21 protein-coding genes and 1 riboswitch are annotated in these 23,995 nt (G+C 41.8%); of the genes, 9 read left to right on the top strand and 12 right to left on the bottom strand.

Annotation, left to right across the window (positions count from 1 at the left end; all coding sequences use genetic code 11):
- Window positions 1–344 precede the first annotated feature (344 nt).
- Window positions 345–827 carry a 6,7-dimethyl-8-ribityllumazine synthase gene (locus tag OFY17_RS06620; protein WP_263529945.1) on the bottom strand — a complete coding sequence of 161 codons (483 nt, stop codon included), beginning with the start codon at window positions 825–827 and terminating at the stop codon, window positions 345–347.
- 118 nt (window positions 828–945) lie between these two features.
- Window positions 946–1,096, bottom strand: a riboswitch (FMN riboswitch).
- A gap of 256 nt (window positions 1,097–1,352) precedes the next feature.
- On the opposite strand from OFY17_RS06620, the gene OFY17_RS06615 reads away from it, so the two are divergent.
- Window positions 1,353–2,216: an isocitrate lyase/PEP mutase family protein gene (locus tag OFY17_RS06615; RefSeq protein WP_263529944.1), complete on the top strand. Its 864-nt coding sequence runs from the start codon at window positions 1,353–1,355 to the stop codon at window positions 2,214–2,216.
- A 91-nt stretch (window positions 2,217–2,307) separates the two neighbouring features.
- Here OFY17_RS06615 and OFY17_RS06610 read toward each other — a convergent pair whose 3' ends face one another.
- The 4 genes from OFY17_RS06610 to OFY17_RS06595 form a co-directional block, all read right to left on the bottom strand.
- Window positions 2,308–5,553 (bottom strand): efflux RND transporter permease subunit, encoded by a 3,246-nt coding sequence (locus OFY17_RS06610; RefSeq protein WP_263529943.1) that lies wholly within the window; start codon window positions 5,551–5,553, stop codon window positions 2,308–2,310.
- Entirely contained in the window at window positions 5,550–6,722 is a 1,173-nt protein-coding gene (locus tag OFY17_RS06605) for an efflux RND transporter periplasmic adaptor subunit (RefSeq protein WP_263529942.1), read from the bottom strand. The genes OFY17_RS06610 and OFY17_RS06605 overlap by 4 nt, the downstream gene beginning before the upstream one ends.
- The gene (locus tag OFY17_RS06600; RefSeq protein ID WP_263529941.1) at window positions 6,719–8,095 is read right to left on the bottom strand and encodes a TolC family protein; all 1,377 of its coding nucleotides are present in this window, start codon (window positions 8,093–8,095) and stop codon (window positions 6,719–6,721) included. The genes OFY17_RS06605 and OFY17_RS06600 overlap by 4 nt, the downstream gene beginning before the upstream one ends.
- Window positions 8,096–8,388: 293 nt before the next feature.
- Window positions 8,389–9,339 carry an exopolyphosphatase gene (locus tag OFY17_RS06595; protein WP_263529940.1) on the bottom strand — a complete coding sequence of 317 codons (951 nt, stop codon included), beginning with the start codon at window positions 9,337–9,339 and terminating at the stop codon, window positions 8,389–8,391.
- 315 nt (window positions 9,340–9,654) lie between these two features.
- Between OFY17_RS06595 and OFY17_RS06590 the strand changes: the two genes are divergently transcribed.
- Complete coding sequence (locus OFY17_RS06590; RefSeq protein WP_263529939.1) at window positions 9,655–10,008, top strand: hypothetical protein; 354 nt, start codon at window positions 9,655–9,657, stop codon at window positions 10,006–10,008.
- Between the two features lie 56 nt (window positions 10,009–10,064).
- Here OFY17_RS06590 and OFY17_RS06585 read toward each other — a convergent pair whose 3' ends face one another.
- Window positions 10,065–11,480 (bottom strand): aminotransferase-like domain-containing protein, encoded by a 1,416-nt coding sequence (locus tag OFY17_RS06585; protein WP_263529938.1) that lies wholly within the window; start codon window positions 11,478–11,480, stop codon window positions 10,065–10,067.
- Window positions 11,481–11,747: 267 nt separating this feature from the next.
- Here OFY17_RS06585 and OFY17_RS06580 point away from each other — a divergent pair, with 267 nt between their 5' ends.
- The 5 genes from OFY17_RS06580 (at window position 11,748) to OFY17_RS06560 (ending at window position 15,001) form a co-directional block, all read left to right on the top strand.
- A complete protein-coding gene (locus tag OFY17_RS06580; protein ID WP_263529937.1) occupies window positions 11,748–11,939 on the top strand; it encodes a DUF1127 domain-containing protein in 192 nt (63 codons plus the stop codon).
- A gap of 12 nt (window positions 11,940–11,951) precedes the next feature.
- Window positions 11,952–12,563: a LysE family translocator gene (locus tag OFY17_RS06575; RefSeq protein WP_263529936.1), complete on the top strand. Its 612-nt coding sequence runs from the start codon at window positions 11,952–11,954 to the stop codon at window positions 12,561–12,563.
- A 156-nt stretch (window positions 12,564–12,719) separates the two neighbouring features.
- A complete protein-coding gene (locus tag OFY17_RS06570) occupies window positions 12,720–13,943 on the top strand; it encodes an MFS transporter (protein ID WP_263529935.1) in 1,224 nt (407 codons plus the stop codon).
- Window positions 13,944–13,948: 5 nt separating this feature from the next.
- On the top strand, window positions 13,949–14,239 hold the full coding sequence (locus tag OFY17_RS06565) for a GIY-YIG nuclease family protein (protein WP_263529934.1): 291 nt from the start codon (window positions 13,949–13,951) through the stop codon (window positions 14,237–14,239).
- 375 nt (window positions 14,240–14,614) lie between these two features.
- Entirely contained in the window at window positions 14,615–15,001 is a 387-nt protein-coding gene (locus OFY17_RS06560) for a VOC family protein (RefSeq protein ID WP_263529933.1), read from the top strand.
- Between the two features lie 34 nt (window positions 15,002–15,035).
- Here OFY17_RS06560 and OFY17_RS06555 read toward each other — a convergent pair whose 3' ends face one another.
- From OFY17_RS06555 to OFY17_RS06530, 6 genes are all read right to left on the bottom strand, one after another.
- Window positions 15,036–17,000 carry a RecQ family ATP-dependent DNA helicase gene (locus OFY17_RS06555; protein ID WP_263529932.1) on the bottom strand — a complete coding sequence of 655 codons (1,965 nt, stop codon included), beginning with the start codon at window positions 16,998–17,000 and terminating at the stop codon, window positions 15,036–15,038.
- Complete coding sequence (locus tag OFY17_RS06550) at window positions 16,997–18,091, bottom strand: serine/threonine protein kinase (protein WP_263529931.1); 1,095 nt, start codon at window positions 18,089–18,091, stop codon at window positions 16,997–16,999. Before OFY17_RS06550 ends, OFY17_RS06555 begins: the two co-directional genes overlap by 4 nt.
- A 63-nt stretch (window positions 18,092–18,154) precedes the next feature.
- Entirely contained in the window at window positions 18,155–18,988 is an 834-nt protein-coding gene (locus OFY17_RS06545) for an aspartate dehydrogenase (protein WP_263529930.1), read from the bottom strand.
- 50 nt (window positions 18,989–19,038) lie between these two features.
- On the bottom strand, window positions 19,039–20,316 hold the full coding sequence (locus OFY17_RS06540; RefSeq protein WP_263529929.1) for a TRAP transporter large permease: 1,278 nt from the start codon (window positions 20,314–20,316) through the stop codon (window positions 19,039–19,041).
- Between the two features lie 42 nt (window positions 20,317–20,358).
- Entirely contained in the window at window positions 20,359–20,853 is a 495-nt protein-coding gene (locus OFY17_RS06535; protein ID WP_263529928.1) for a TRAP transporter small permease, read from the bottom strand.
- Window positions 20,854–20,919: 66 nt separating this feature from the next.
- On the bottom strand, window positions 20,920–21,891 hold the full coding sequence (locus tag OFY17_RS06530; protein WP_263529927.1) for a TRAP transporter substrate-binding protein: 972 nt from the start codon (window positions 21,889–21,891) through the stop codon (window positions 20,920–20,922).
- Between the two features lie 337 nt (window positions 21,892–22,228).
- On the opposite strand from OFY17_RS06530, the gene OFY17_RS06525 reads away from it, so the two are divergent.
- Window positions 22,229–23,137, top strand: a complete 909-nt coding sequence (locus OFY17_RS06525) for a LysR family transcriptional regulator (RefSeq protein WP_263529926.1) — start codon at window positions 22,229–22,231, stop codon at window positions 23,135–23,137.
- A gap of 63 nt (window positions 23,138–23,200) precedes the next feature.
- Window positions 23,201–23,956 carry a HalD/BesD family halogenase gene (locus OFY17_RS06520; protein ID WP_263529925.1) on the top strand — a complete coding sequence of 252 codons (756 nt, stop codon included), beginning with the start codon at window positions 23,201–23,203 and terminating at the stop codon, window positions 23,954–23,956.
- The last annotated feature ends 39 nt before the right edge of the window (window positions 23,957–23,995 follow it).

Raw genomic sequence — 23,995 nt, 5'->3', positions numbered from 1 at the left:
TTGAATCAGAGTATTCAAAGGGCATTGTTTAGGGAAGGTACGAACAAGTCCACTGGCTTCAGCGTGTGGATAAACCTTTATCATTCGAGGCAAGCTTCGCAGTCCAATATTGAACATATTGGCAAGAAGCTTAACAAAGAATGAAAAGTGTTTAGCTCACGCCATTCGGGTCTTTCAGAGAAACGGCCTCTCTAGATTAATAGTGGTCAAAAGTAAGAGTGATTGAAAGGTATTAACATTCCTACTCACTCTTGCCTTGATAGACCGTTTCTCTGATAAGACTGAAGCTCAGAAGACTTATTCGACCTTGCCTAGTATTGCTCATTGTGCTGATTTAGCACTGACTAGAGCATGTTTTTGGCATTTTCAGTTAACTGAATAGCAGAATCACAAGCATTCGCAAGTTCAACGCCTTTTTTTACAAAGTGGTGGCTGAAGTAGGTTTTATGCTCATCATGCTCGTGGAAGTTATGAGGTGTTAATACAGCGGTCAAAACAGGCACTTCTGTTTCTAGTTGAACTTGCATTAGGCCGCTACAAACAGCCTGAGCGACAAATTCATGACGATAGATACCGCCATCAACAACTAATGCACTGGCAGCAATAGCAGCATACTTTCCAGTTTTAGCTAATAATTTAGCCTGTAAAGGAATTTCATAGGCACCTGGTACGGCAATAACGTCAATCAGTGCAGCGTCATAGCCGCGATTGATTAGTTCACTTTTAAATCCCTCCAAGCAGTTGAGAACAATCTCTTCATGCCAAGTGGCGTGAAAGAAAGCAATACGTTTTTCTGATGGAGTAAAATTCGTTGAGCTCTGATTCATTGTAAAATCCTAAAAATATAAGGTGAATCAGGGCGAACGGGCAGGCAAATACACCAAATAAATGGCATACCTTTAGATGACAAGCAAGAAAGCTTAATCACTATTTAGGTGTTGTCTGACGCGCTCTCTATCATCCGGACTATAACCGTCGGCTCTGGATTCACACCAGATCTGCTGACCCTAAAAGTTATTAACTACTAGGCGCTCGCGGGCTTAGAAATAGATTCTTTACCGCCGGTGGGGAATTTCACCCCGCCCCGAGAACGAAATCGGATAAATCCGACGGCGAGAATATACCTGTTTATAGGGTAAATTGTCAAAGAAGATAGGTCAGTGAAAATGATAGAAAATTAGCAAATTCTAGTACTCATTTAAGTAACGGGTGGTTTCTGACACATCTATTTTAAAAGGCTTTCTAAATAAGATTTAAGAAGGCTTTTTAAAGCTTGAATTTCTAGCTGGTATACATCGTGCTTAGTATAATCAGCATATATTTATTCATTTAATTTAGAGGTCAATATTTTCATGGCAACACCATCTCAACACGACTTAAGAAATAACTTCCGCGCACTATTAGCCAGCGATAAATGCTACTACACAGCTTCTACATTTGACCCTATGTCCGCACGTATTGCAGAAGACCTTGGCTTTGAAGTCGGCATTTTAGGTGGTTCCGTTGCTTCTCTTCAGGTTCTAGCAGCACCTGACTTTGCGTTGATTACTTTAAGTGAATTTACTGAACAGGCTACTCGTATTGGTCGCGTTGCCCGCTTACCTATTATTGCGGATGCCGATCATGGTTATGGTAATGCCTTGAACGTTATGCGCACCATTGTGGAGCTAGAGCGTGCTGGCGTTGCCGCCTTAACTATTGAAGACACCTTGTTACCAGCAAAATATGGCCACAAATCAACGGACCTAATTCCAGTTGATGAGGCTGTTGGTAAGTTAAAAGCGGCGTTAGAGGCACGCATTGATCCAGTAATGAGTATCATAGCTCGTACCAATGCTGGGCAACTAACAACGGAAGAAACGATTGAGCGTGTAAAGGCGTACCAAGCGGTTGGCGTTGACGGTATTTGCATGGTTGGTATTCGAGATTTCACCCATTTAGAAGAGATTTCCCAACATCTATCCATTCCAATTATGTTGGTGTCTTATGGTAACCCTGAGTTACAAGATCGTGAGCGCCTTGCAGAAAATGGGGTGCGTATTGTAGTGAATGGTCATGCTGCATATTTTGCCGCAATCAAAGCGACCTACGATTGTCTTCGTGAGCAACGAGGGATTGCGGAAGGCAAACTTAATGCATCAGAGTTATCAACTCGTTACTCGACCTTGGAAGAGAACCGAGTTTGGGCGAGTAAATATATGGATGTTCAAGAGTAGTATTTTATAATCGGGGCATTATCAAATGTCAGATTAGCAAAAAGGCCTGTTTCATCAGTTGATGGAACAGGCTTTTTATTTCAAAGGTGCCTTAAATGAAATCAGTTGATGACTCGTTATGAGGTTTGGACTTAAAGCGGGCTAATAAGTGGTGAATATCTTCTTTTATCATCAATAGCACAGGGATCAGAATGAGAGTGATGACCGTGGCAAACATGATGCCATAAGCAAGGGATACTGCCGCTGGGATCAGTGCTTGTGCTTGACGTGATGTTTCACCCAAAATAGGAATGAGCCCTGCAAAAGTGGTGAAGGACGTTAAAAGTACCGCTCTAAGGCGGCCACGGCAAGCCATGCTAATGGCTTGTTTCACGTTACTTGTTTGATGTCGCAAGTCATTAAAACGTGAGACCAGCAATAGACTATCGTTTACGACCACACCACTTAGGGCAAGAATACCATTTAAGGACAGTATGCCTAGCGATAAATCATTCATCCAGTGACCTAGGATAGCGCCAATGATCCCAAATGGGATGGCCATCATAATGATAATAGGTTGAGTATACGATTTAAGAGGAATAGCGAGCAGACCGTAAATAATCAGCATGGCGATGAGGAACATCTTAGACATGGAAGACTGTGTTTCTGCCCTTTGTTCCGCTTCACCTGAGAAGTAAATAGAGACTCCGGCAAACTGACGCTCCATTTGCGGAACAATAGCATTTTGTAAATATTCCACGACTTCCGTAGCGGACATTTCGTCTTTGTCTACCTCCGCAGATAAATACAGAGACCGCTTACCATCAATACGTACAATGGTAGTCTCGACCTCTTGCTGCAATAAATTGGCGACCGAGGACAACGGAATTCTTGTACCATCGTCTAACAATACTCTGGTGTTGAGTATCTCCGCAGGTGTTTCTTTCTGGTCTTCTGGGTAGCCTAAAATGACTTCTACCTCAGCATTATCTCTTTGGTAGCTTTGAACATCGTTACCGTCAAAGTTGAGGGATATTTGTGATGCCAAATCGCTGGTGGATAAACCGAGTAGACGCCCCTGTTCATTAAGCTCTAGGGCTAAACGGGATTCTGTGGGTGAGGTATTTTGCTCGACGCCTGTGACGGCAGGGAGAGTATCAAGCTGAATGAGTAACTCACTCATCGCACCATCTAATACGCTTGAGTCATTGCCTCTCAGCTCGATCTTTAAGGCATCGACAGTTTCACGAGAGCTGCGTATTCTCAGGTTTTTAACACCTTCAGGTGTCCCTGCAATTTGCTTCCATTTGGCGGCAAACTGAGCCGAAGTGTAGGGTCTATTTTTGATGAGCTCAATTTGAATATTGCCAGATTGATCACCACTGGATCGAATCTGTAAGCTGCTAATAGCTACTTCACCTTTGGGCTCAGATTTTGCTGGTGTTTTGCCTGCGCTAGCTTGTGGAGTGCCAGTATCAGTACCAGTGCCAGTAGGGCGGCCTTTGCGCTCATTAGAGCCGGAGCGAAGAGCAATATCTGCCTGATAGGCCGCTTCTTCTAAGGTCAATAAGGCTTGTTCCGTTTTGCCATAACTCACATCATTGTACATGGTGACACTTCCGCGAACTGTGTCTCCCGGTATCTGAGGGAAGAAGCTCACGCGAACGACACCCGTTAACGGCAGTGAAATGACTAAGATGAAAATAGCGACAAAGAGCAAACAAATGGCGTATCTGTGGTTAAGAGAAGCATCAATGCTTGGCTTGTAGATGCGATCGCTAAACCATTGCAGGCCACTATCTGCGCCATGCTGTACCATCGCCCATAAAGTCGAAATAGGGTTGGTACGTACTGATTTACGAGTATTTATATGAGCTAAGTGTGCTGGCAAAATGAGTTTAGACTCAACCACCGACAATATTAGACAGATGGCTACTACCATAGCAAATTGTGAGTAGACTTGGCCTAACCGCCCTTCAATATTCGACAATGCCCAAAAGGCCGCTACAGTAGTGAAGACACCAAATAAGGTCGGAACTGCGACCCTCATGGTGCCTTTGATAGTACTGGCAAGAGTATCGCCTTCTTTGGAACGAACCGTATAAACGCTTTCACCTACCACCACAGCATCGTCTACAACTATGCCCAATGCCATGATGAAGCCAAAGGTGGTAAAGAGGTTTAAGGTTAAATCAATACTGTCTCTACCCATTATGAACAGGGTGCCAAAAAAGATAAAAGGCAACCCCATAGCAACCCAGAAAGCGACCGTGATGTTTAAGAAAATAGCGAGCAAAACGAATACTAAAAGAATCCCTGTGACCGCATTTTCTATCATTAAATCAATACGATCATTAATGGATTCACTTCTGTCATACCAAGTACTCATGGTGACATTATTAGGAAGGCGGCCACTTTCTTGCCACTTTTGTACAATTTCCTTGGCGGCACTGACAGCATTGGATATGTCGGTTGTACCCGTTGCTAACACTTGAATTGCCACACTGTTTTGACGGTTATAACGGGAAAGAGTGAAGGTGTCTTCGTCAAATGTATCGCGAATAGTCGCGATATCACTTAGTAGTAATTCTCCACCATTGGCATTTACCTGAATCGGGATGTTAGCGAACTGAGGTTTTAGGTAAGCCTGTTCGGAGGCACTAACAGATAGGTAAATGTCTTGGTTGCTAAGAGTGGCTACTTTTGCCGTAGAGGACTCGGCGTTAATGGCAGTGGCAATATCCGTTAAAGAAAGTCCATAAGACTCTAGCTTTTCTTTGTTTACCTCCACTTTCATTACAGGATCGAGCCAGCCTGTTAATGAGGTTTCCCCTATATCTTCATGGGCGAGTAAGTCGGACTCAAGCTCATCGACAAGCTTTTGCAGTGTGCGACGGTTTGCGTCCCCATAGAGTTGCACCCATAAAGCATGTTCTTGTCTTACCGCCTTGGAGACAACGGCTGGATCGGCATCGTCAGGAAAGGAATTGATCTGATCCATTTCATTTTGCACGTCTTCCATCAAGGTGTCGATATCATAATCATCGAGCATCTCAATGGTCACACGAGTTGAACTGGCCGTAGATGAGGTGGTGATATTTTTTACCCCAGGTGTCGCTTGCAGGGCTTGTTCAATTGCTATAGCAATGCCTTCTTCGTTTTCTTTCGCTGAGCCGCTGTCATTGCTAACAGAAATGGCCACTCGGTTAGGCGTCAGGCTAGGGAAGGCTTCTTTATTTAAATTGCCCATATTGATCACCCCTAAGGTGATGACCAATATTAATAAGAGGTTGGCAGCTACAGGGTTGTTAGCAAACCAGGGGATGATCCCTTTGTGTTGCTGGTCTACTGGGCTCATGATTTACCGCCTTGTTTTACTGGAGAAACAAGAGTGCCTTCTAAATAGCTGTTATAGGGTTGTACTAAAACTTGAACCGTTTCACCTTGTAAGCTTTCAGGAACAGGAACATAAATGTATTTTGCATCCACAAAGCTGGGTGTTGTTTCAAAAGTAGCGAGTCGACTGTTTTCATCAAGGTACCAGATTTCACTTCTTTGGCTTAATGAGGTGTTTGGTAAGCGCCACAGATTATCTTGTTGTTTTCCTTCAAGAGTGACTTTAACAAAGGTTCCGGGAATTAAAATCGGAGTCTGCTCGAGTGGTTTATCAAGACCAACCGTTAGGCTACGCATACGGGTTGCTTCGTCAATATGTAAACCAACACTAATAATTTTTCCTTGCCATGATGCATTGGTATCGACACTTTGAATAATGGCAGGAGAGCTGGAAGAAACTAAAGCCTCTTCATTTGCCAATTGAGTCCAATCGCTACTAGGAAGATCGATTTTGATTTCGGCTCTGTCGATACTATAAAGGCTAGCTATTTCACTGTTTGCGGTTAAATAGCTACCGGGTGAGATACTTCTATTAATAATTAATGCATCAAATGGTGCCAGTATTTTTGTTTGAGTTAGGTCGTCCTGAGCTTTTTTAAGAGCCGCTTTTGCTGCGTCATATTCCGCTTGCACCGCTTCTAATTGTGGTTTACGAAGCACTAGATCGGAATCTGGCTCTTCTGAAAAACCTGAAGCTTCCCACTCGGCTTTAGCTTGATCGCCTTGGCGTTTCTCTTCTTTAAGCGCAAGCTCGGCACTGGCTAAATCTTTCTTTGCGCTGGCGAGATCACTTTGTAATTCACTATTCGACAATTGAGCTAAAAGCTGACCTTTCTTGACTATTTTTCCAGATTCAAAGTCATTAGATATCTGGCTTACTGTGCCGCTCACTTGGTTTTTAATGGTGATAGAATATCTAGGCTTAACCAACCCCGAAGCTTGAATCATAGGTGCATAAACACCTACTTCAGCATCAATAACTGTCATTTTGATCGCTTGTTCTTTTGCTGCTGGGCGAGGCTTTCGAACTTTATTTTCTTTTGCTTCGATTGCTGCGGTAACATATAGATAAGCCCCAACAACGCTTGCCAGTGCCAGAATTAAAGTAATCCAAAGTGAAAGACGTTTCATTGTTTGTTAGCTCCAAGACCCAATGCGAGTCCTAAATCGACTCGGTTAGATAGACGTTGATAAATAATATTGTCGAGTTGTGCTTCAAGATCGTAAGTGGTGGTTTGCACATCAATGAGGTCACTAATTTCAATTAGCCCACTACGATACTTTTTCTCATATTGAGATAGGTTCTTTGTTGAACTATTCAAAGCGTCTTGAATGTGTTGCTCTTGCAACGAAAGCACTTTTTCTTGTCCTATTGCGGTTTCTACTTCATTTACTGCAGTTAATAATGTATCTCTGTAATCTTGGTAGGCCTGAGCCGTTTCTAACTTGGCCACCTCGACGGCCGCTTTTAATTGACCACCGTTGTAAATTGGCTGAGTTAGTTGCGCTAGCAAAGTCCATAAAGGCTCACCGAATAGAGCTTTTGTTGGAGACGATGCAGTTTCACTGAGGGTTGCTTTTAAGCTGATACTAGGGAGCATATCTTTATAGGCAACAGAGGTATTAAGATCTGCAGCCTCTATGCTGAGGTAAGCGGCTTTAAGATCTGGCCGACGACTTAAAGTTTGAGTTGGAAGGTCACTTAAAGGCAAAATCACTTGAGGGTAGTGGGTATTCGTTACCAAATGAAGAGATTCTGTACTACCTAAATATACCTGTAGTGTACGTAGCTCCGCCGCCAAATTTTCTTCCAGTTCGATAAGGTCTGCTTTCGATTGTGATGTTGAAGTACGAGACGAATCTAACTCTTCAAGACTACCAAGGCCATTTCTAAAACGTTTCATGATCAGTTTTTCATTGGCGCTTAATAAGGCTAGGCGTTTCTTCTCGATATCTACCGCATGTTGTTTTGCCGTAATGGCTAGCCAAGATTTAATGACGTTAGCGACCAGCAAGTCTCGGCTGGCCTGGTAAAGGGCTTCTTCACTAGCGAAAGACTTCGCAGTGGATTGCTCTGAGTTGGCAAGCTTACGCCATAAATCCAGCTCCCAGCTTATTGTTAAATCTGTATCGAAGCTAATGTCATCTCCTTCGGTTTTATCACCTGAAAAACCTGCTTCAACGACAGGTAGAGAGTCACCATATTGGCTGCGTAGACTGATCAAGCTTGCTTGCAGAGTATGTTTGGTTTTCTGTAAGTTGGGGTTGGCTTCTAATGCTTGTTGAATAAGACTATCTAATTGGGCGTCTTGAATTAGGTCTGTTAAATAATTAGCAGAAGTGGCGTTATCAAGTGACTGCCAGTTCGATGCTTTATCTTTGTCGATGAGTTGTAACTCATCTTCTACAAGGGGAGAGTAGTCCTGTTGCTTCTCTGTGGTACTACAAGCAGAAAGAGCTAAGCTGATGCACAGTGCTCCAACATGTTTTGACGACTTGAACATTATCTAGGTTACCCTTCTCAATACGTGAGTTAACGCCATACCTAATACCAGTGCTGAGATGATTATAACTATTTTGTTATTAAGTACTTTTGAATGTAAAAAGTATCACTTTTTATTCACAATTCATGGAAGGGAATTTTCGTTTATTTACATTTATGGCAAGAGTTTATGGTGAATTGAATATATCTGGAGAACTGGAAGCGAAAGCTATTGTAGGTGGGTGTTATTAAAAGAATATAATTTAAAAAGGGCTACTGATACAAGTTAGCCCCTTTTTATTGTAGGAATTTAAACTAGCCGTCTTGATTGATTGACTGTATTAGAGCTAGTTGTGTTTGCTTAGCTTTGTCGTTATCAACCTGACAAGTTCCTGCTGCTTGGTGTCCACCACCGCCATATTTAAGGCATAGCTCACCAACATTGGTTTTTGAGCTTCTATCTAAAATAGATTTACCAATGGCGAAAACAGTATTTTGTTTTTTCAAGCCCCATAAAACATGAATAGAAATATTACATTGAGGGTACAAGGCATAAATCATGAAACGGTTACCCGCATAAATGACTTCTTCATTTCTTAAGTCTAGAACGACTAAGTTATTATGTACGGTAGCGCAACGAGCAACTTGTTCGGTGAACTTTTCAGCGTGTTCTTGGTATACATTGACACGTTCTTTAACGTCAGGGAGGGCGAGTATTTCCGTGATAGTGTGATCTCGACAGTAATCGATTAACTCCATCATTAATTGGTAATTAGAAATACGGAAATCACGGAAGCGACCTAAACCGGTACGGCTATCCATAAGGTAGTTTAATAACACCCAGTCAGTTGGGTTAAGGATCTCGCCTTCACTGAATTGCGCAGCATCGGCTTTATCAACCGCTGCCATCATGTCAGACCATGCTGCTGGGAATCTTTCTGCGCCACCATAATAGTCGTAAACAACGCGGGCAGCGGAAGGTGCATTAGGATCAATAATATGATTGTCTTGTTTATTTCCTTCGCTACGAGTTACTTCGCTAAGGTGATGGTCAAACGCAATGAAACAGCCCGGTACATAGGGCAGGTTGGTTGTAATATCTTTTTCTGTGATGTCGATAGTGCCATCTTGCATATCTTTCGGATGAACAAATTTAATGTCATCAATTAGGTCTAATTCCTTTAGGAGTACGGCACAGACTAGGCCATCAAAATCACTGCGAGTTACTAAACGGTATTTCTTATTACTGGTAGAAATAGTAGACAAAGTGCTCTCCCCTCAAAATAGGAAATAATGTGGATTTGAATTTAATTCAACTTATCATTTTTTAAACTATTTTTCTAAAAAGAATTTTTAAAAAATGTAATGATTTCAAACACTTTCTCGACCATTAGGTCAGCTTTTTGTTTTTATGGTTTGAAAAATAAACAGTTTGTTTGAATCGTTCGCAGTAATTGCCTAAACTAGGCCTTAAGTTATGCCTGTATATGCCGATATTAAGGTACTTGAGAATTAATACTCAGCCCATTGAGCACGAGTTCGAAAACACAGAGTCTGTAAACGTTATTTAGGTCTTGTATTATGTCTATATCACCTCTAAATTCTGCAGCGAGTAATCCATACGCTACGAGTGCATCGAAAACGGCTGCCGCCAAATTGCCTCAAGCAGTGGAGTCGGATAGTGATAAAGGTCTAAATGTAAAACCTACGGCCACTAAAGAAGCGGACTCAGACGCACCAGCATTGGAAGATAACGTTAAGTCTTTTGCTTATGGTTTCCTTGGTTTTGATAAGCCTAGTGAAGTAGAAGAAGAGGTGGTTGAAGAAGTGGAAGTGAAAACTGAAGCGGAAGAAAAAACTGACGATGCTTATTTTGCAGGCAAAGTGGCAAAAGGTATTGGCACATTAGGAACTATTATTGCCATTCTTGTATGATTTTATATGCCAAATATCTCTATAGTCTTTTTTAGACTCTAATCCTTTCTTAATAACTATTCAGCCTTTGAAAACGCTTTAATTTCCTTTGCCAGCAATTTAATAGCTTCTTCTCTCCTATGAGTGTTTTGTTCACTGAAATTTAGCCTAAAGCAGTTTCGGTATTTTCCTGTTGCTGAGAATAAAGGACCAGGTGCAAAGCCGACACCGACTTTACGGCAGCTTTCTATCAGTTTCATCGTATCTATGTCGTTATCCAGTTCTACCCAAAGAATGAAACTGCCTTGTGGGAAACTTACCCTTGTATTGCTTGGGAAGTAGTCTTTGATCGCTTTGAGTAAATGGTCCCTTTGCGGTTCGTATTGATGGCGCATTTGACGAATGTGCTTGTTGTAACCTCCTAAGCGGATGAACTTCTCGATCGCTAATTGCGGGAAAACAGGGCACATAGAACTGCTTACGTATTTGATATGAGTCACTCTGTCTCTATAACGCCCCGGCGCTATCCAACCGACTCTAATACCCGGTGCAATAGACTTAGAAAAAGAGGAGCACAATAGAACCCGACCATCCGTATCAAATGATTTTATGCTTCTCGGGCGAGGGAACTGATATGAGATGTCCCCATAAATATCATCTTCAATAATGGTGATGTCATAGGCCTGTGCCAGCTTATAGAGTTGTTCTTTTTTCTCATCTGGCATGGTGTAACCCATTGGGTTATTACAAGTCGGAGTGACAAAAATGGTTTTGATTGGCCATTGATCTAGTGCCAGTTCAAGTGCTTCGATACTCATACCTGTTTCTGGATGAGTTGGAATTTCCATGGCTTTCAAGTTGGCTGCTTTAATCGCTTGCATAGAACCGTAAAAGCTCGGTGATTCTATGGCTACTATGTCACCGGGCGAAGTTACGGCTCTTAAACACACCGAAATAGCTTCTTGGCAGCCTGAAGTGATAACAAGATCGTCGGGGTGTAATTGACAGCCTGACGCCACCGCTAGTCGGCATAACTGAGTGCGCAGGGCTTCGGAGCCCCGAATATCTGAATACCCTAAACCAAGTTCAGGTTTGTGCTTAGATAGATCAGATAAGGTCTTTAATAAAGGTTTTAGGGTCGGAGCTCGCATATCTGGCATAGCATGTTGCAACTGTACGCCCTTTTGGCTTGCTCGAATCATGAGCATATTGAGGACCTCCTCCCACTGAGACACTTCTAAGGGTCTCTGTGGAGGTCGAGAAATGCTGGGTAGACTCCCGCCTTCCGTTCGGCAAACAAAATACCCCGATTTCGGCTTTGCTTCGACGAGTCTATCTTGCTCCAGTTGTCGATAAGCCTCTTGTACGGTGGAAATACTAACACTGTGTTCTTGTGCTAATTGGCGTACAGAGGGAAGCTTGTCACCTTGCTTATAAAAATCATGCTGAATGTGATCTCGTAAACGTTGAGCAAGTTCTTTATATAGCGCCATGATTTCTCCTAGAAGACATAACCGGAATTTCAAATGGAGTATTTATTGTAGAACGAATTTGAACACCTATTAACCATACAGATGTGGATTTCTTTTACCATACAGAGAGATTTTCTTGTCTTCTGTATGGTTTAAATAGCAATTTTCTACATCTGTATTGAATATTCGCTTTTCGTTAAAGTAATCACTCATACACATCAGGGCAGATTGAGAATATAGGCTTTTATTTGTACTGATAGGTGACCAGTGAAATTTAAGGAGAAGGTTATGTTAATAATTAGTTTATTTGTTCATATCCAACAGTGTGTGGTGCGTTTCCGTAGCCGTAAAAGGTTAGCGCGTTTAACTACACATGAGCTATCTGATGTAGGTATCAGTTCTGAGTGTCGTAATAAAGAAGTTGCTCAAGCTACCCTGTATGGTTTTACTCAAGATGTACTTTCAAAAGTGAAAAAGTAGGGGTATCTAGTCATGATAGACTGGTCTTATTTATTGGCAGTGGCTTTATTTGCGTTTGTTATGTCAGGCACCCCTGGGCCCAATAATATTATGCTATTGGCGTCTGGGGCTCAGTTTGGCTTTATTCGTACTTTGCCTCACATGTTGGGCATCAGCGTTGGTGTCGCTACTTTGGTGACAGCAGTGTTGTTAGGAGTGGGGGGCTTATTTCTATGGTATCCGCCTTTATATGTACTGTTGAAATGGCTAGGTGGGGCTTACCTTCTATTTCTAGCGTGGAAGATTGCGTCCGCTCCCGTGACGAACTTTTCGCAAGAGCAGACTGCCAAATCTGAGCCCATGCGCTGGTGGCAAGCTGCTCTGTTTCAATTCGTTAATCCTAAAGCATGGATGATGGCGATTAGTGCCATTAGTACTTTCGCTATTCCTGGGGAGCTGTATGCCCAGTCAGGCATTTGGATAGTGTGTGTTTTTACTTGTGTGAATTTGCCAACAATTTCTATCTGGGTTGGGCTAGGAACGAGTATTCGCCGCTTATTAACCAATGTGAAACGGCAAAGAATATTTAATATTGTGATGGGGGTTGTTACAGGGCTCACTTTAATCATGATAGTGATTGATTAGAGTGCTAAGTATGGCAGGTATATTGAGTATGCTTGTATCTATCTACTAACAAGACGCAAAAGCCGATATTCTTAAAACAGTGCGAAACCGCGTGAGTTATTAGATTATCGCTCATTGTAGAATTATTTGATTATTAACCTAATTATAGGAAACGAAATGTCTTCAACGGAAGCGACATCATCACTGCCTAAATACGTTTATTTATATTTCTTATGTCAGTCTCTTAATGCCACTTCTGCGGTTATTTCCGTCACTGTGGCAGCCACGGTAGGCTTACTTATTGCTCCAAGTGAAGGTTGGGCTACCTTGCCCTATGGCATGCAATTCTTATGTATGTTGCTGGCGACTTATCCCGTGTCTGTCTTGATGACAAGGAAAGGTCGTAAGTTTGGTTTCGTAGTGGGGGCTTTAGGTTTGGCTAGTGCAGGTTTGGTGGGTTATCACGCGGTGATGGAAAACTCTTTTATCGCATTGATGCTTGCCCATTCTCTACTTGGTATATCCATGGCTTGTACTAACTATTATCGTTTTGCGGCGGTGGATAACCTGGTTGGAAAAACCAAAACTAGAGCCGTGTCATTAGTGATCGCTGGTGGCTTGGTGTCTGCTGTGCTCGGCCCTTATATTGGTAGTACCTTCCGCGAAGTGGATGGCTTTCCCTTGTTTGCCTTATGTTATATGGCTTTGGTTGCGCTTGCCGCAGTGAATATACTGATTATTGCGCTACTTCCTAAGGAAATAATGGATAAAAAAGTTAATACTAGTGACAGTAAAATAAGCACCGATGCTCCTAATTTTCTGACGAATGTATCGCCTTTGTTTTTTGTTGCTGTTTTATCTGGTGCTCTTGGTTTCGGCCTAATGAACTTAGTGATGATCCAATCATCATTACAAATGCACCATCTTCATGTGCATTTTGACCATTCTGCTATGGCCATACAGTGGCATGTTGTTGCTATGTTCGCACCTTCTTTTTTATCTGGTTTTTTAGTAGGTAAGCTTGGCCATCAGAAAGTTATTTTTACGGGGCTTGCTCTATTTATGGCGACTTTTTTGATTAACCTTTTTGCTGATGGCTATGCCTCTATTCTGGTGTCGTTAATTACACTTGGACTAGCATGGAACTTCACCTATGTAAGTGGTAGCGCTTATATCTCTGTCGTTTTGGAAGGCAATAAAAGTGCTAAAAAGTTACAAGGTGTGGGAGAAACAGGAATTGCCCTATTTGCTATGGCAGGAGCCATGACACCTGCGTTGTTAATTTCGAGCATAGGCTGGAAAGGTACTAACTTACTTTGTATTTGTTTGGTGATACTGTGCGTATTGGTGCAGCTGCTTTTAATTGTATCGAATAAACGTCAAGTCATGAAAGCTGTCTAAATACTATGGCGATGAAAGAAGACAGAGAACATTGGCATGTTTATGTTATCAAAACACGTTTAGATACCTTGTATACAGGTATCAGTACAGATGTTGAAAGGCGCTTTAAAGAGCACTCTGGGGCGAATAAACGAGGTTCCCGCTACCTAAAAGGTAAAGGTCCCCTTGAGCTGGTATGGCAGCAATTTATAGGTTCTAAAAGCGACGCACTGAAACTGGAATACCGTATTAAACAATTGAGCAGAAAGCAGAAAGAAAAGCTGATTAAAAATGAACTTGACCTAGGGAAGGTATGAATAAGTCTTCTGAACTTCAGTCTTATCAGAGAAATGACCTATCAAGGCAAGAGTGAGCAGGAATGTAAATACCTTTCAATCGCTCTTACTTTTGACCACTATTAATCTAGAGAGACCGTTTCTCTGAAAGACCCGAAGGGCGTGGGCTAAACTCTTTTTATTCTTTGTTAAGCTTCTTGCCAATATGTTCAATATTGGACGGCGAAACTTGCCTCGAATAATAAAGGTTTATCCACACGCTGAAGCCAGTGGACTTGTTCGTATCTTCCCTAGCGTCTTTATGTAAAGAGAAGGGCGGATTGACTTGTTTTTCTGAGGAATCGTTGTAGCATGATAGCTATTCTTTAAATGGCCTGAAAGAGGTAATGCAGGGCTATGATTTGCCATTTTGACCATATCGTTTTGACTGTAGCGGACATTGAAAAAGCGGTATCTTTTTATGAAACTGTTTTAAAAATGGAAGCCATTACTTTTGGTGATGGGCGACGTGCTGTGAAATTTGGTAATCAAAAAATCAACTTCCAGTTATTGGGGGATGAATTGCGTAATCATGCACTGGAAGGCTCGGGCGATCTTTGCTTGATTTCTAAATGGGCGATTGAAGATGTGATCGCCCACTTTAAAGAACAGGATATTAGAATACTGGAAGGCCCAGTGGAGAAAATGGGTGCCCAAGGGCCGATGCAATCCGTTTACTTTAATGATCTTGATAACAACCTTGTAGAAGTGGGTGTCTATCAGGAGCTACCTATTAATTACTGATCTATTAACGACTAAGTCGTTAACTGCTATCTTGTTAGCGATGTTTTAAATTTTTCACTTGATTTAATACCTCTCCATAAGCAAGCTTTTCACATACTCCAAACCCTGATAACTGTCTTGCTTTTACCTTGGTAAAAATAGGTTGTGATAAGCCTGTTAAAAAGCGGCAGATGAGTGTTTCTGTCATTACTGTCGTCGGACTTTTGCTGCTTACTTGGCCGACGAATTCTGCAACATAGCCTCTGATCGATTCTTCACTCAACATGTTTTGGTTAGCGTCCAGTAAACTACTCTGTTGTTCATCTAGAAAAGTTAGAACGTTTCCGCGACATACAGAACAATGGCCGCAGTGAGTGGGCGCATTTTGGTCGCCAAAATATCGCGCCAGATTGTGGTTCAAACATCTATCAAGTTGAAAGAAGCGAATCATGGTCGCAATACGCTCGATTTCGGAGGTTTGCTTTTCTTCCACATAAGTTTGTAGTTGAGAAGAAAGTGTTTGTGGATAAAAAGTACTCTTATTCATCATATAGACTTCTGTTAACCCCTTACTTTCTAATGTAAGGGCATTTTGCTCTGCGGCGAACTCTAATACTTGTAAAACATCACTTCGTGATAAATCGTATTGATTAAAAAGCGCCTCGAAATTTGGCGTGCCCCAAATTTTTTTGTATTGAATGTTCTTTAATATCGCTTGATAGCTTGCTTGCCATGGTTCGGGAACCTGTTGGGCGAAGGCTGTTCTATCCATCTCCCATTTCAGACGTACATCAGCGTAATAGCTAAACTTCGGGGTGATGGCGCCTAATAACTCCAATTGAACTAATAAGGTCTTTAAAGGCAATGAGCGAATGTTCGTTTGATTGGATAGGCCGTATAACTGTGTTTCCCATTCACCAGCTACACTTTGTTCTTCAATAATACTTAGCAAGTTGGCAATGTTATGGGCTTCAGGTGTATCGCCATAAACAAAGTTTTCTAATGTGTGTAAACCGTCTAAGCTAGCGAGCAACACGCAGCGACTTGGTAGGCTATCTCGTCCAGCACGGCCAATTTCTTGGCTATAGTTCTCAATGGACTTGGGCAAATCGAAATGCACTACAAGGCGGATGTCGGCTTTATCTATCCCCATCCCAAAAGCAATAGTCGCCACGATAATACGTGTGCTTCCTGCCATAAATTGAGCTTGTATATCACTGCGCATATCATTACCCAGCCCTGCATGGTAAGCCATGGCAGAATGACCATTACTCTTTAAGTGGTTGGCAATACTTTCAGCGGTTTGTTGTTGTGTCACATAAACGATGCTTGCGCCTTGGCTTTTTCCGAGTAGGTTCTCTAGTTTTTTGAGTTTATCCTGACTGCTAGTTTGAACCAGCTCAATATCCAAATTCTCTCGGTAAAAGCCCGTTTGTACTATGTGGTTGGGTTGAATAGCGAACTTTTCCGCCATATCTCGCTGTACGCGTCGAGTTGCTGTTGCCGTCAATAAAAGCACCAAAGGGATGGCTAACTCTTGTTGGTAAGAGGGCAGTTTTAAATAGTCTGGGCGAAAGTTATGCCCCCATTCAGAAATACAGTGGGCTTCATCTACGACTAGCATGGAAATTGGGATGTTTTTAATAAAACGGCGAAAGCGTTCGTTTTTAAAACGTTCCACAGAGATCATCAATACCTTTATTTGACCGCTTTGAACCCCAGCCATTACAGCTTGGCTTTCTTCTCGGCTTTGGCTGGAGTCTAAACTGGCAGCGGGCATGTTCTTAGAGCGTAGGAAGTCGAGCTGGTCGTGCATTAAGGCAATCAAGGGTGAGATAACTAGAGTTAAATTCGGTAGTTGAGTTGCCGTAAATTGATAACATAGGGACTTCCCTGAGCCAGTAGGGAAGACGGCTAAGGAAGATTGTCCATTGAGTAGCTGTTGAATAGTTTGTTCTTGGCCTTCGCGAAATTCTTCGAAGCCAAACAAGTTAGCAAGGGTATGCTTTATAGGGTTCATCGAGAAATATTACCCCATTCCAGCTCGCAATTTTTTAGTTCATTTAAGTGATTTAACCAATAGTCTTCACTACCAAACCAAGCAAAGGCTTTTTTGAAAGCTGGGTCACTCCAGCGGTTCTGTAACCAAGCTGCGTATTGAATAACGCGTACACTTTTGAACACATCGATTAAATCTAATTCGCGAGTTTCAAAGGGGAGATAAGCTTCATAACCTTCAATTAGCTCGCTTAATTGCTGCCTTGGATTTTCGGTTTGTGTGAGGTGAAGCCAAATGTCTTGAACAGCGACGCCGTTTTGGCAGTCATCAAAATCCAATAAATGAAATTGTCCTTCATGCAACATCAAGTTGCTGCGGTGACTATCACCATGTACTGGGCGTAACTGAGTTGGCCAATAATCATTGATACGAGCTTGGCTTTTCTCTCGTAAGATTTCTACTTGCTTGCGATAAATAGTTTTCAGCTTTTCAGGCATGAACTGGCCAGACAAAATGGTTTTGGCGGCGTTATCTAGCTGATCAAGAGGTGTCACGCTGATTCGAGCTTTAAAAGGTTCAGAGGACATACCTTGATGGACTTGCCCTATCAGCTCACCCAGTTGATATAGCTGGTCTAGGTTGTCAGCCTCAGGGTGCTGGCCAATCAATCGAGGTGACAAACAAAAATGTAACCCTTGATGGCTAAATAGACTTTTCCCTTCAAACTGCATAGGAGCCACAACAGGGACGCCTTTCTCTTTGAGTGTTAAGAGTGTTTCATGCTCTTCAAGAATTTGGGCTTCATTCCAACGTTCAGGGCGATAGAACTTGGCAATCACCGCAGGCGCGTCTTCTATACCAACCTGATAGACCCGATTTTCATAACTGTTTAAAGGGTAAATGCGTGAATCGCTCCAGATGCCCGTGGACTCAACCGCATCAAGAATGACATCGGGAACAAGAATAGAAAAAGGGTGATCTGATGTCATAGAAAAGCGTCTCAAAATGATTAGGAAATAAAAGGCATGCTGTTTCAGAAGAGCAAGCAAATGACCATAACGAGGACGATGTGAAATGGCAAGGGCTTGTTGCGGAGAAGGGTTAAAAAGCATCACCCTATCCAATAGGATACACTGGATAAGGTGATGAAAATGGTGACGGGTTATGAGCTGAGGTTAAAGACCATAAACAACAGTTGAAGAAAGGTTTTTGATGGCCCTGATAATCGCAAAGGGAACATCCGCGCTAGTGCTTGGCGTCAAGTTCGAAGGTACCCCAAGCCAAGAGGTTTTTAGGCTACCCACATCACTATTGAACTCGATATTAGTTTGCATCTCACTACTGTGTGGGTCAGCGACTAACTCAACATTCAAATGGTCTAAGCCAACTGTGGCTAAAGCAAGCATGGCGGTAATGTTGCTACTTTTTGGAAATAGGTTCGCAGCTTCTCTTGCTGTCCCCGTAAAGAAAGGCGTTACTTCCGTGATTTTGCTTAGTTCTACAAATTGCTCTGCGGGTGTGCCAATCCAAGAATTTACGGGCTTGGATTGGGTAATGGCGATACTATTGACTTCAGACAGCGCCGCAGCCGACATCCAATCTATTGCAGGCAGAGCGCCAGACGATAGTAGAATCTTAGCGCCGTGCCTTTCTGCAATACTCACAAACTCATAGAATATTTTGTCGTCAGTAAAGAGTCCGATACTAGAGACTAATATGCTAATCCCACTCTCAAGAATCTTAGGGCCATATTGAGCAAGAGATTCCTGTCCCGCGGCTTCAACAATGAGGTCTGGTTTAGCCGCTAAAACCTCATCAATATCGTTTGTAATGAGGGAGGTAAATTTTTCTCCCTTTAAAGCATGAAGCTTTTTATGCTTTTCTTGATCACGACATAAAATGGCAGAGAGTGCGACCTTGTTATCCTCATTGATAACGTAGTCTGCTACGGTTTGCCCAATGGCGCCAAGACCAATAATGGCAACGTTAAATGGTTTTATTGAGTTCATTATTATCCCTATAAAATGAAATTTAAATACCTAGGTAATTGGGAATATGTTTATTGAAAAATTAGGTTAGGAATCACCAAACTAAGCCAAGGAACATAAGTAATGATGACTAAGCCGATCAGCATAATAATTAAGAAAGGTACACAGCCTCGGAAGATGTCGAATAGCCCCATTTTTGAAATGGTGACGGCAACAAAGAGGTTTAGACCAACCGGAGGAGTAATCATTCCTACTGAGTAATTCACTAAGTTGATAATACCGAAGTGCACTGGATCTATGCCGACTTGAGCGGCAATAGGTGTCATTAAAGGAGCGAGCACAATAATGGCGGAGGCACTGTCTAAGAAGAAACCAGCAATTAACATGATGACATTTAACAGTGCTGTGATAGCTGCATTTGAATCACTAAAAGATAAGATAGCACTGGCCAAGTTTGAAGGTGCACCAGCCATAGTAAGTAACCATGAAAAGGCAGAGGCACCTGCTGTAATCAGTAAAAGAGAGCCAGAGGTTAGCCCTGTACTTTGTAGTATTTCCCATAGGTCTTTGGTTTTGACTTGTTTATAAATGAACATGCCAACAAATAAACCGTATAAACAGGCAACTGATGCAGATTCTGTTGCTGTGAAAATCCCACTGTAGATTCCACCCAGTAAAATAACTGGTAGTCCAAGCCCCCATGCAGAGCCTTTAAAGGCTGAGACCACTTCTTCCCATGTGGGAAAGTTTGCTTTTGCAAACTGCTTTCGCTGGGAGTAGATCATGCAATATAAAATCAGCATGCCTCCTAATAACAAAGCTGGGAGAATACCGGCAGCAAAGAGTTGGCCAACACTATTGGCGGTAACTGAGCCATAAATGATCAGTGCGATACTGGGAGGAATGATGGGGCCAAGGGTACCCGCGGTAGTTAATAATCCAATAGAAAAACGTTTACTGTAGCCAGCTTCGACGAGAGCTGGAAACATAATGCTACCAATCGCCACCACTGTTGCAGGGCTTGAGCCAGAAATGGAACCAAAGAATAAGCAAGATAAAACAGCAGCCGCTGCTAGGCCACCAGGTGCCCAGCCAATTAGTACTCGGGCAAGGTTAATTAGGCGTGCAGATAATCCTCCTACACGCATCAATTCTGCGGCAAGTATGAAAAACGGAATCGCCATCAAGGAAAAATTATTCATTCCCGAAAACATTCGCATTGGCACTATCATAGAGTTCATGGGGCTAGATAATTCCATTGTGCCGATAACAGATAAAGCTAAGGACCCATAAATAGGGAGCCCTAAGAGAAGTAATACAAGAAAAAGTGGCAAGAGTAGAGCTGTCATAATTTAAAGTCTCTTATTGAGATAGATTTACTAAGATAGGCTTCAATCGTTTTTACTTGCTTGTATTGGAGCAATACTTAATTCACATATCATCTGACCGTATCGAATAATTTGCAGCATAGCCGTGATAGGAATGAAGGCGTAAATAGCGGCAATAGGGATGCGTAAAGAAGAAGACAATTGGCCTCGCTCTAAGGTGTTCAGAAACAAGAGCCCCCCCAGATAAAGTAATGCCATGGCAAAAACGATACCTATTAAAGCGGAGATAAAGAAAAACAGAGGCTTGAGTCGGTTAGGTATAAGAGACTTTAATAGGTCCACAGTAATGTGGGAGCCCTTACGAATACCTAAACTCGTACTAAGAAAACTCATCGCAATGATTAAATATAAGATGGCTTCTTCTGCCCAAAAGATCGAGTCATTAAGGGCGTATCGAAAGAAAACCTGTGTCACAGTTAAAATAGAAGCGGCACCCAATATAATGGCAATACATGCACCTTCGATCTTATCTAGATATAAATTGAGTTTTGTTAGCATAAGAGTGTCTTGTTAAGGTCAACTTATTAATGGAATTAATGCCGTCCTTGGCAAAACACTGGTACATTAGTTGTTGATTTCGGCGTATACCAAATCGAGTAGATCAGATGTTACTGTCTCACGGAACTCTTCATGGACTGGCTGACTTGCTTTTACAAAAGCTTCGATTTGCTCATCCGATAAAGTCGTGACTTGAGTGTATTTTTTGATGTTATCAAGTGCAGAGCTTTCAAGGTCATTAGTCAATTTACGAGACAAATCACGAGCATTATTAAATGCAGTTGTCATAACCGCTTTCAGGTCGTCAGGTAGTGATTCCCACGCTTGCTTATTTACGATTGCCGCGTAACCATGATAAGCATTTGAAGTAAGAGTCATGTATTTTTGCACTTCATAAAAACGCTTACTGGTAATGTTAGCAATAGGATTTTCTTGGCCTTCAATCACACTTTGTTGTAAACCGTTATACACCTCGGTGTAAGCCATAGCTGTTGGGTTTGCATCGAAGTTACGGTAAGTGCTCAATAAGATAGGAGACTGCATAGTTCTCATCTTGATGCCACTAAGGTCTGAAGGCTCAGTAATTGGGCGTACATTATTTGTCATATGACGAAAGCCTGCACCCCAGAAATTCACTGCATGCATTCCATGACCATCCAACGTGTCTAGAATCTTACGTCCTGCAGGGCCATCTAGTACTTTTTTCATGATGGTTTCAGACGGTAGTAAGAAAGGTAAATCCAAAATTTGTACACGTGGCTCAAAGTTACCAAGAGTTGCTGTCGGTGGAATAGCAATTTGCACCATGTTCATTTGCAATTGCTCGATGATTTCTACATCGCCACCCAACTGTGCCGCAGGTAATACATTGATATCAATTCGACCGTTGGACTTTTCTTCTACCTCTTTTGCAAAAGACAGCGCAGCTTGCCCATTTGGCGTTTCATCAATAAGAACATGAGCAAAGGTGAAATTATAGTCAGCCGCAAACGCAGATGTCCCCAAGAGTGATAATGCAGTAAGTAGTACTTTTTTCATTCTGAGTGCCCTTTAGTTAAGAGTTAAGTGGAGGTTTCATTTGCTCAAATCATGATTAAGAAGCTTGTTAAAAAATAGGCCTCTCAGAAGGTAAAGACAATAGTATTTTTATTACACATACTGTAAAAAAAATAACAGTTATAGATAAGTTTAATTTTTATAAAGTGCTATTTCCTACTGAGAACTGTACATTTCACCTTGATGTATGGGATGTTTAGGCTAAATAGAAATAGAAGTTATGTTTTTAATATTTTTCTTTCTGTAATAAAAATCACATTGCTTTTAGCTGATTAAAAACGCTTTTTTATACGCAATTATGTACGGAGTAGAGCTTTACATGAATGAGTCACCCAGTTTGCTTACTATCAATTGGAATGATTTAAAGTACTTTTTAGCACTGTGGCGCTATAAGAGACTGTCTGTCGCGGCGACTAAGTTGGGTGTTACGCATGTAACCATTGCTAATAGAGTGGAGTGCCTAGAGAAGGCGATGGACGCCAAACTTTTTTTTCAAAATAGTAAAGGTTTTCACTTAACGAAAGCGGGTGAGGAGCTGATACCCTATGCGGAAAAATGCGAGAGGACGTTGCGATTAGCGAATGAAAGCTACCGAAGTGGTAAAGAGATTCGTTCGAAAATTCGTATCGGAGTAACGGAAGGCTTTAGTAACTATTACTTATCCGAGTATTTACCTGCTTGGTTAAAAGGCAAAAATATTGATATAGAACTGATTTCTTTAGCTGGCGTCACTTATATATCAAGTGGCGAAGTGGATATCAGCATAACAATTGGTCCTCAAAAAGGTGCCAATATTATTCAAAAGAAGCTAACAGATTACACATTGGGCTTATATGCGAGTAAAGGCTATATAGTCGAGAATGACGCCATTCAAAACCGCTCTGATTTGGTTTCCCATCCTTTTATTGGCTATATTGAAGATCAGGTTTTTTCTGATTTATTAAAGTATCAAAATGAAATCGCCCACGACCTTCAATTTGTCTACAAATCGACAACAATTCATACCCAACGCAAAGCGGTTAGAACGGGGTTAGGTATTGGGATATTACCGCATTTCGTTTCTTATAATGATGATTTACTCGCACCTGTTTTACCAAATTTTCTACTGCATCGAGAGTTGTGGATTTCCACGAGTAAAGATCTTCATCAATTTAAAGATTTAAAATTAACTTGGGATTTTATATTAGGCTCTTGTGCGCAACACCGAAGCCGTTTTATTGCGTTATAGAAGGCGCGAGTGATTATATTAGTAATGAAGTAAGGTATTAATGAGATGGAGCAATTTCTAGATATGCTAAAGTTTCCTTTAACTGAGGACGCTTTTCGCAAGAGATGTAGGGATACCCTTGAGGCAGAAGGTGCTCTGGTATTAAAGAACTTAGTTTATCCTGAAGCGATTAACCGTGTTCAACGTGAAGGGTATGAAAATCAACACAAGGCTTTTTATACGAAAGCAGATCATAATATTTACCTTACAACCTCTGATGAAAGTTATGATTCGAATCACCCTAGAAACCGTTTAATATCCTCTTCGAAAGGTTGCATTACGGACGATCAAATCCCACAAGAGTCGCTATTACATACCTTGTATGACTCTTCTATATTTCGAGACTTCCTTTGTGCGGTACTCGATACCCCTAAACTGTATGAGTACGCAGATCCCTTATCTTCAATTAACTTACATTATGCCAGTGAAGGGCAGGAGCTTGGTTGGCACTTTGATAATTCGTCTTTTGCCATTACCTTGATGATTCAGAAGCCAACTGCAGGTGGCAAGTTTGAGTATGTCAAAAATGTAAGAGATGCGGATGCTGGTGAAATGAACTATGGCTTAGCACAACAAGTTTTAGATGGAGAGATTGAGCCCAATGTGCTCGAAATGTCACCGGGGACTCTAGTTCTGTTTCGGGGAAGAAACTCATTACATAGAGTGACGCCAACCCAAGGAAATCAAACTCGGATGCTAGTGGTGTTTGCTTATAATACTGAGCCCGATGTGTCGCTATCAGAATCGGCTCGGATGACATTTTATGGACGGTTGAATTAATTCGTTATATTCAAATACTAAAGGCTGACTATACAGCAG

It is taken from the genome of Marinomonas sargassi, from assembly GCF_025716875.1.
GTDB lineage: Bacteria > Pseudomonadota > Gammaproteobacteria > Pseudomonadales > Marinomonadaceae > Marinomonas > Marinomonas sargassi.
This window is presented reverse-complemented; position numbering and strand designations above follow the sequence as displayed.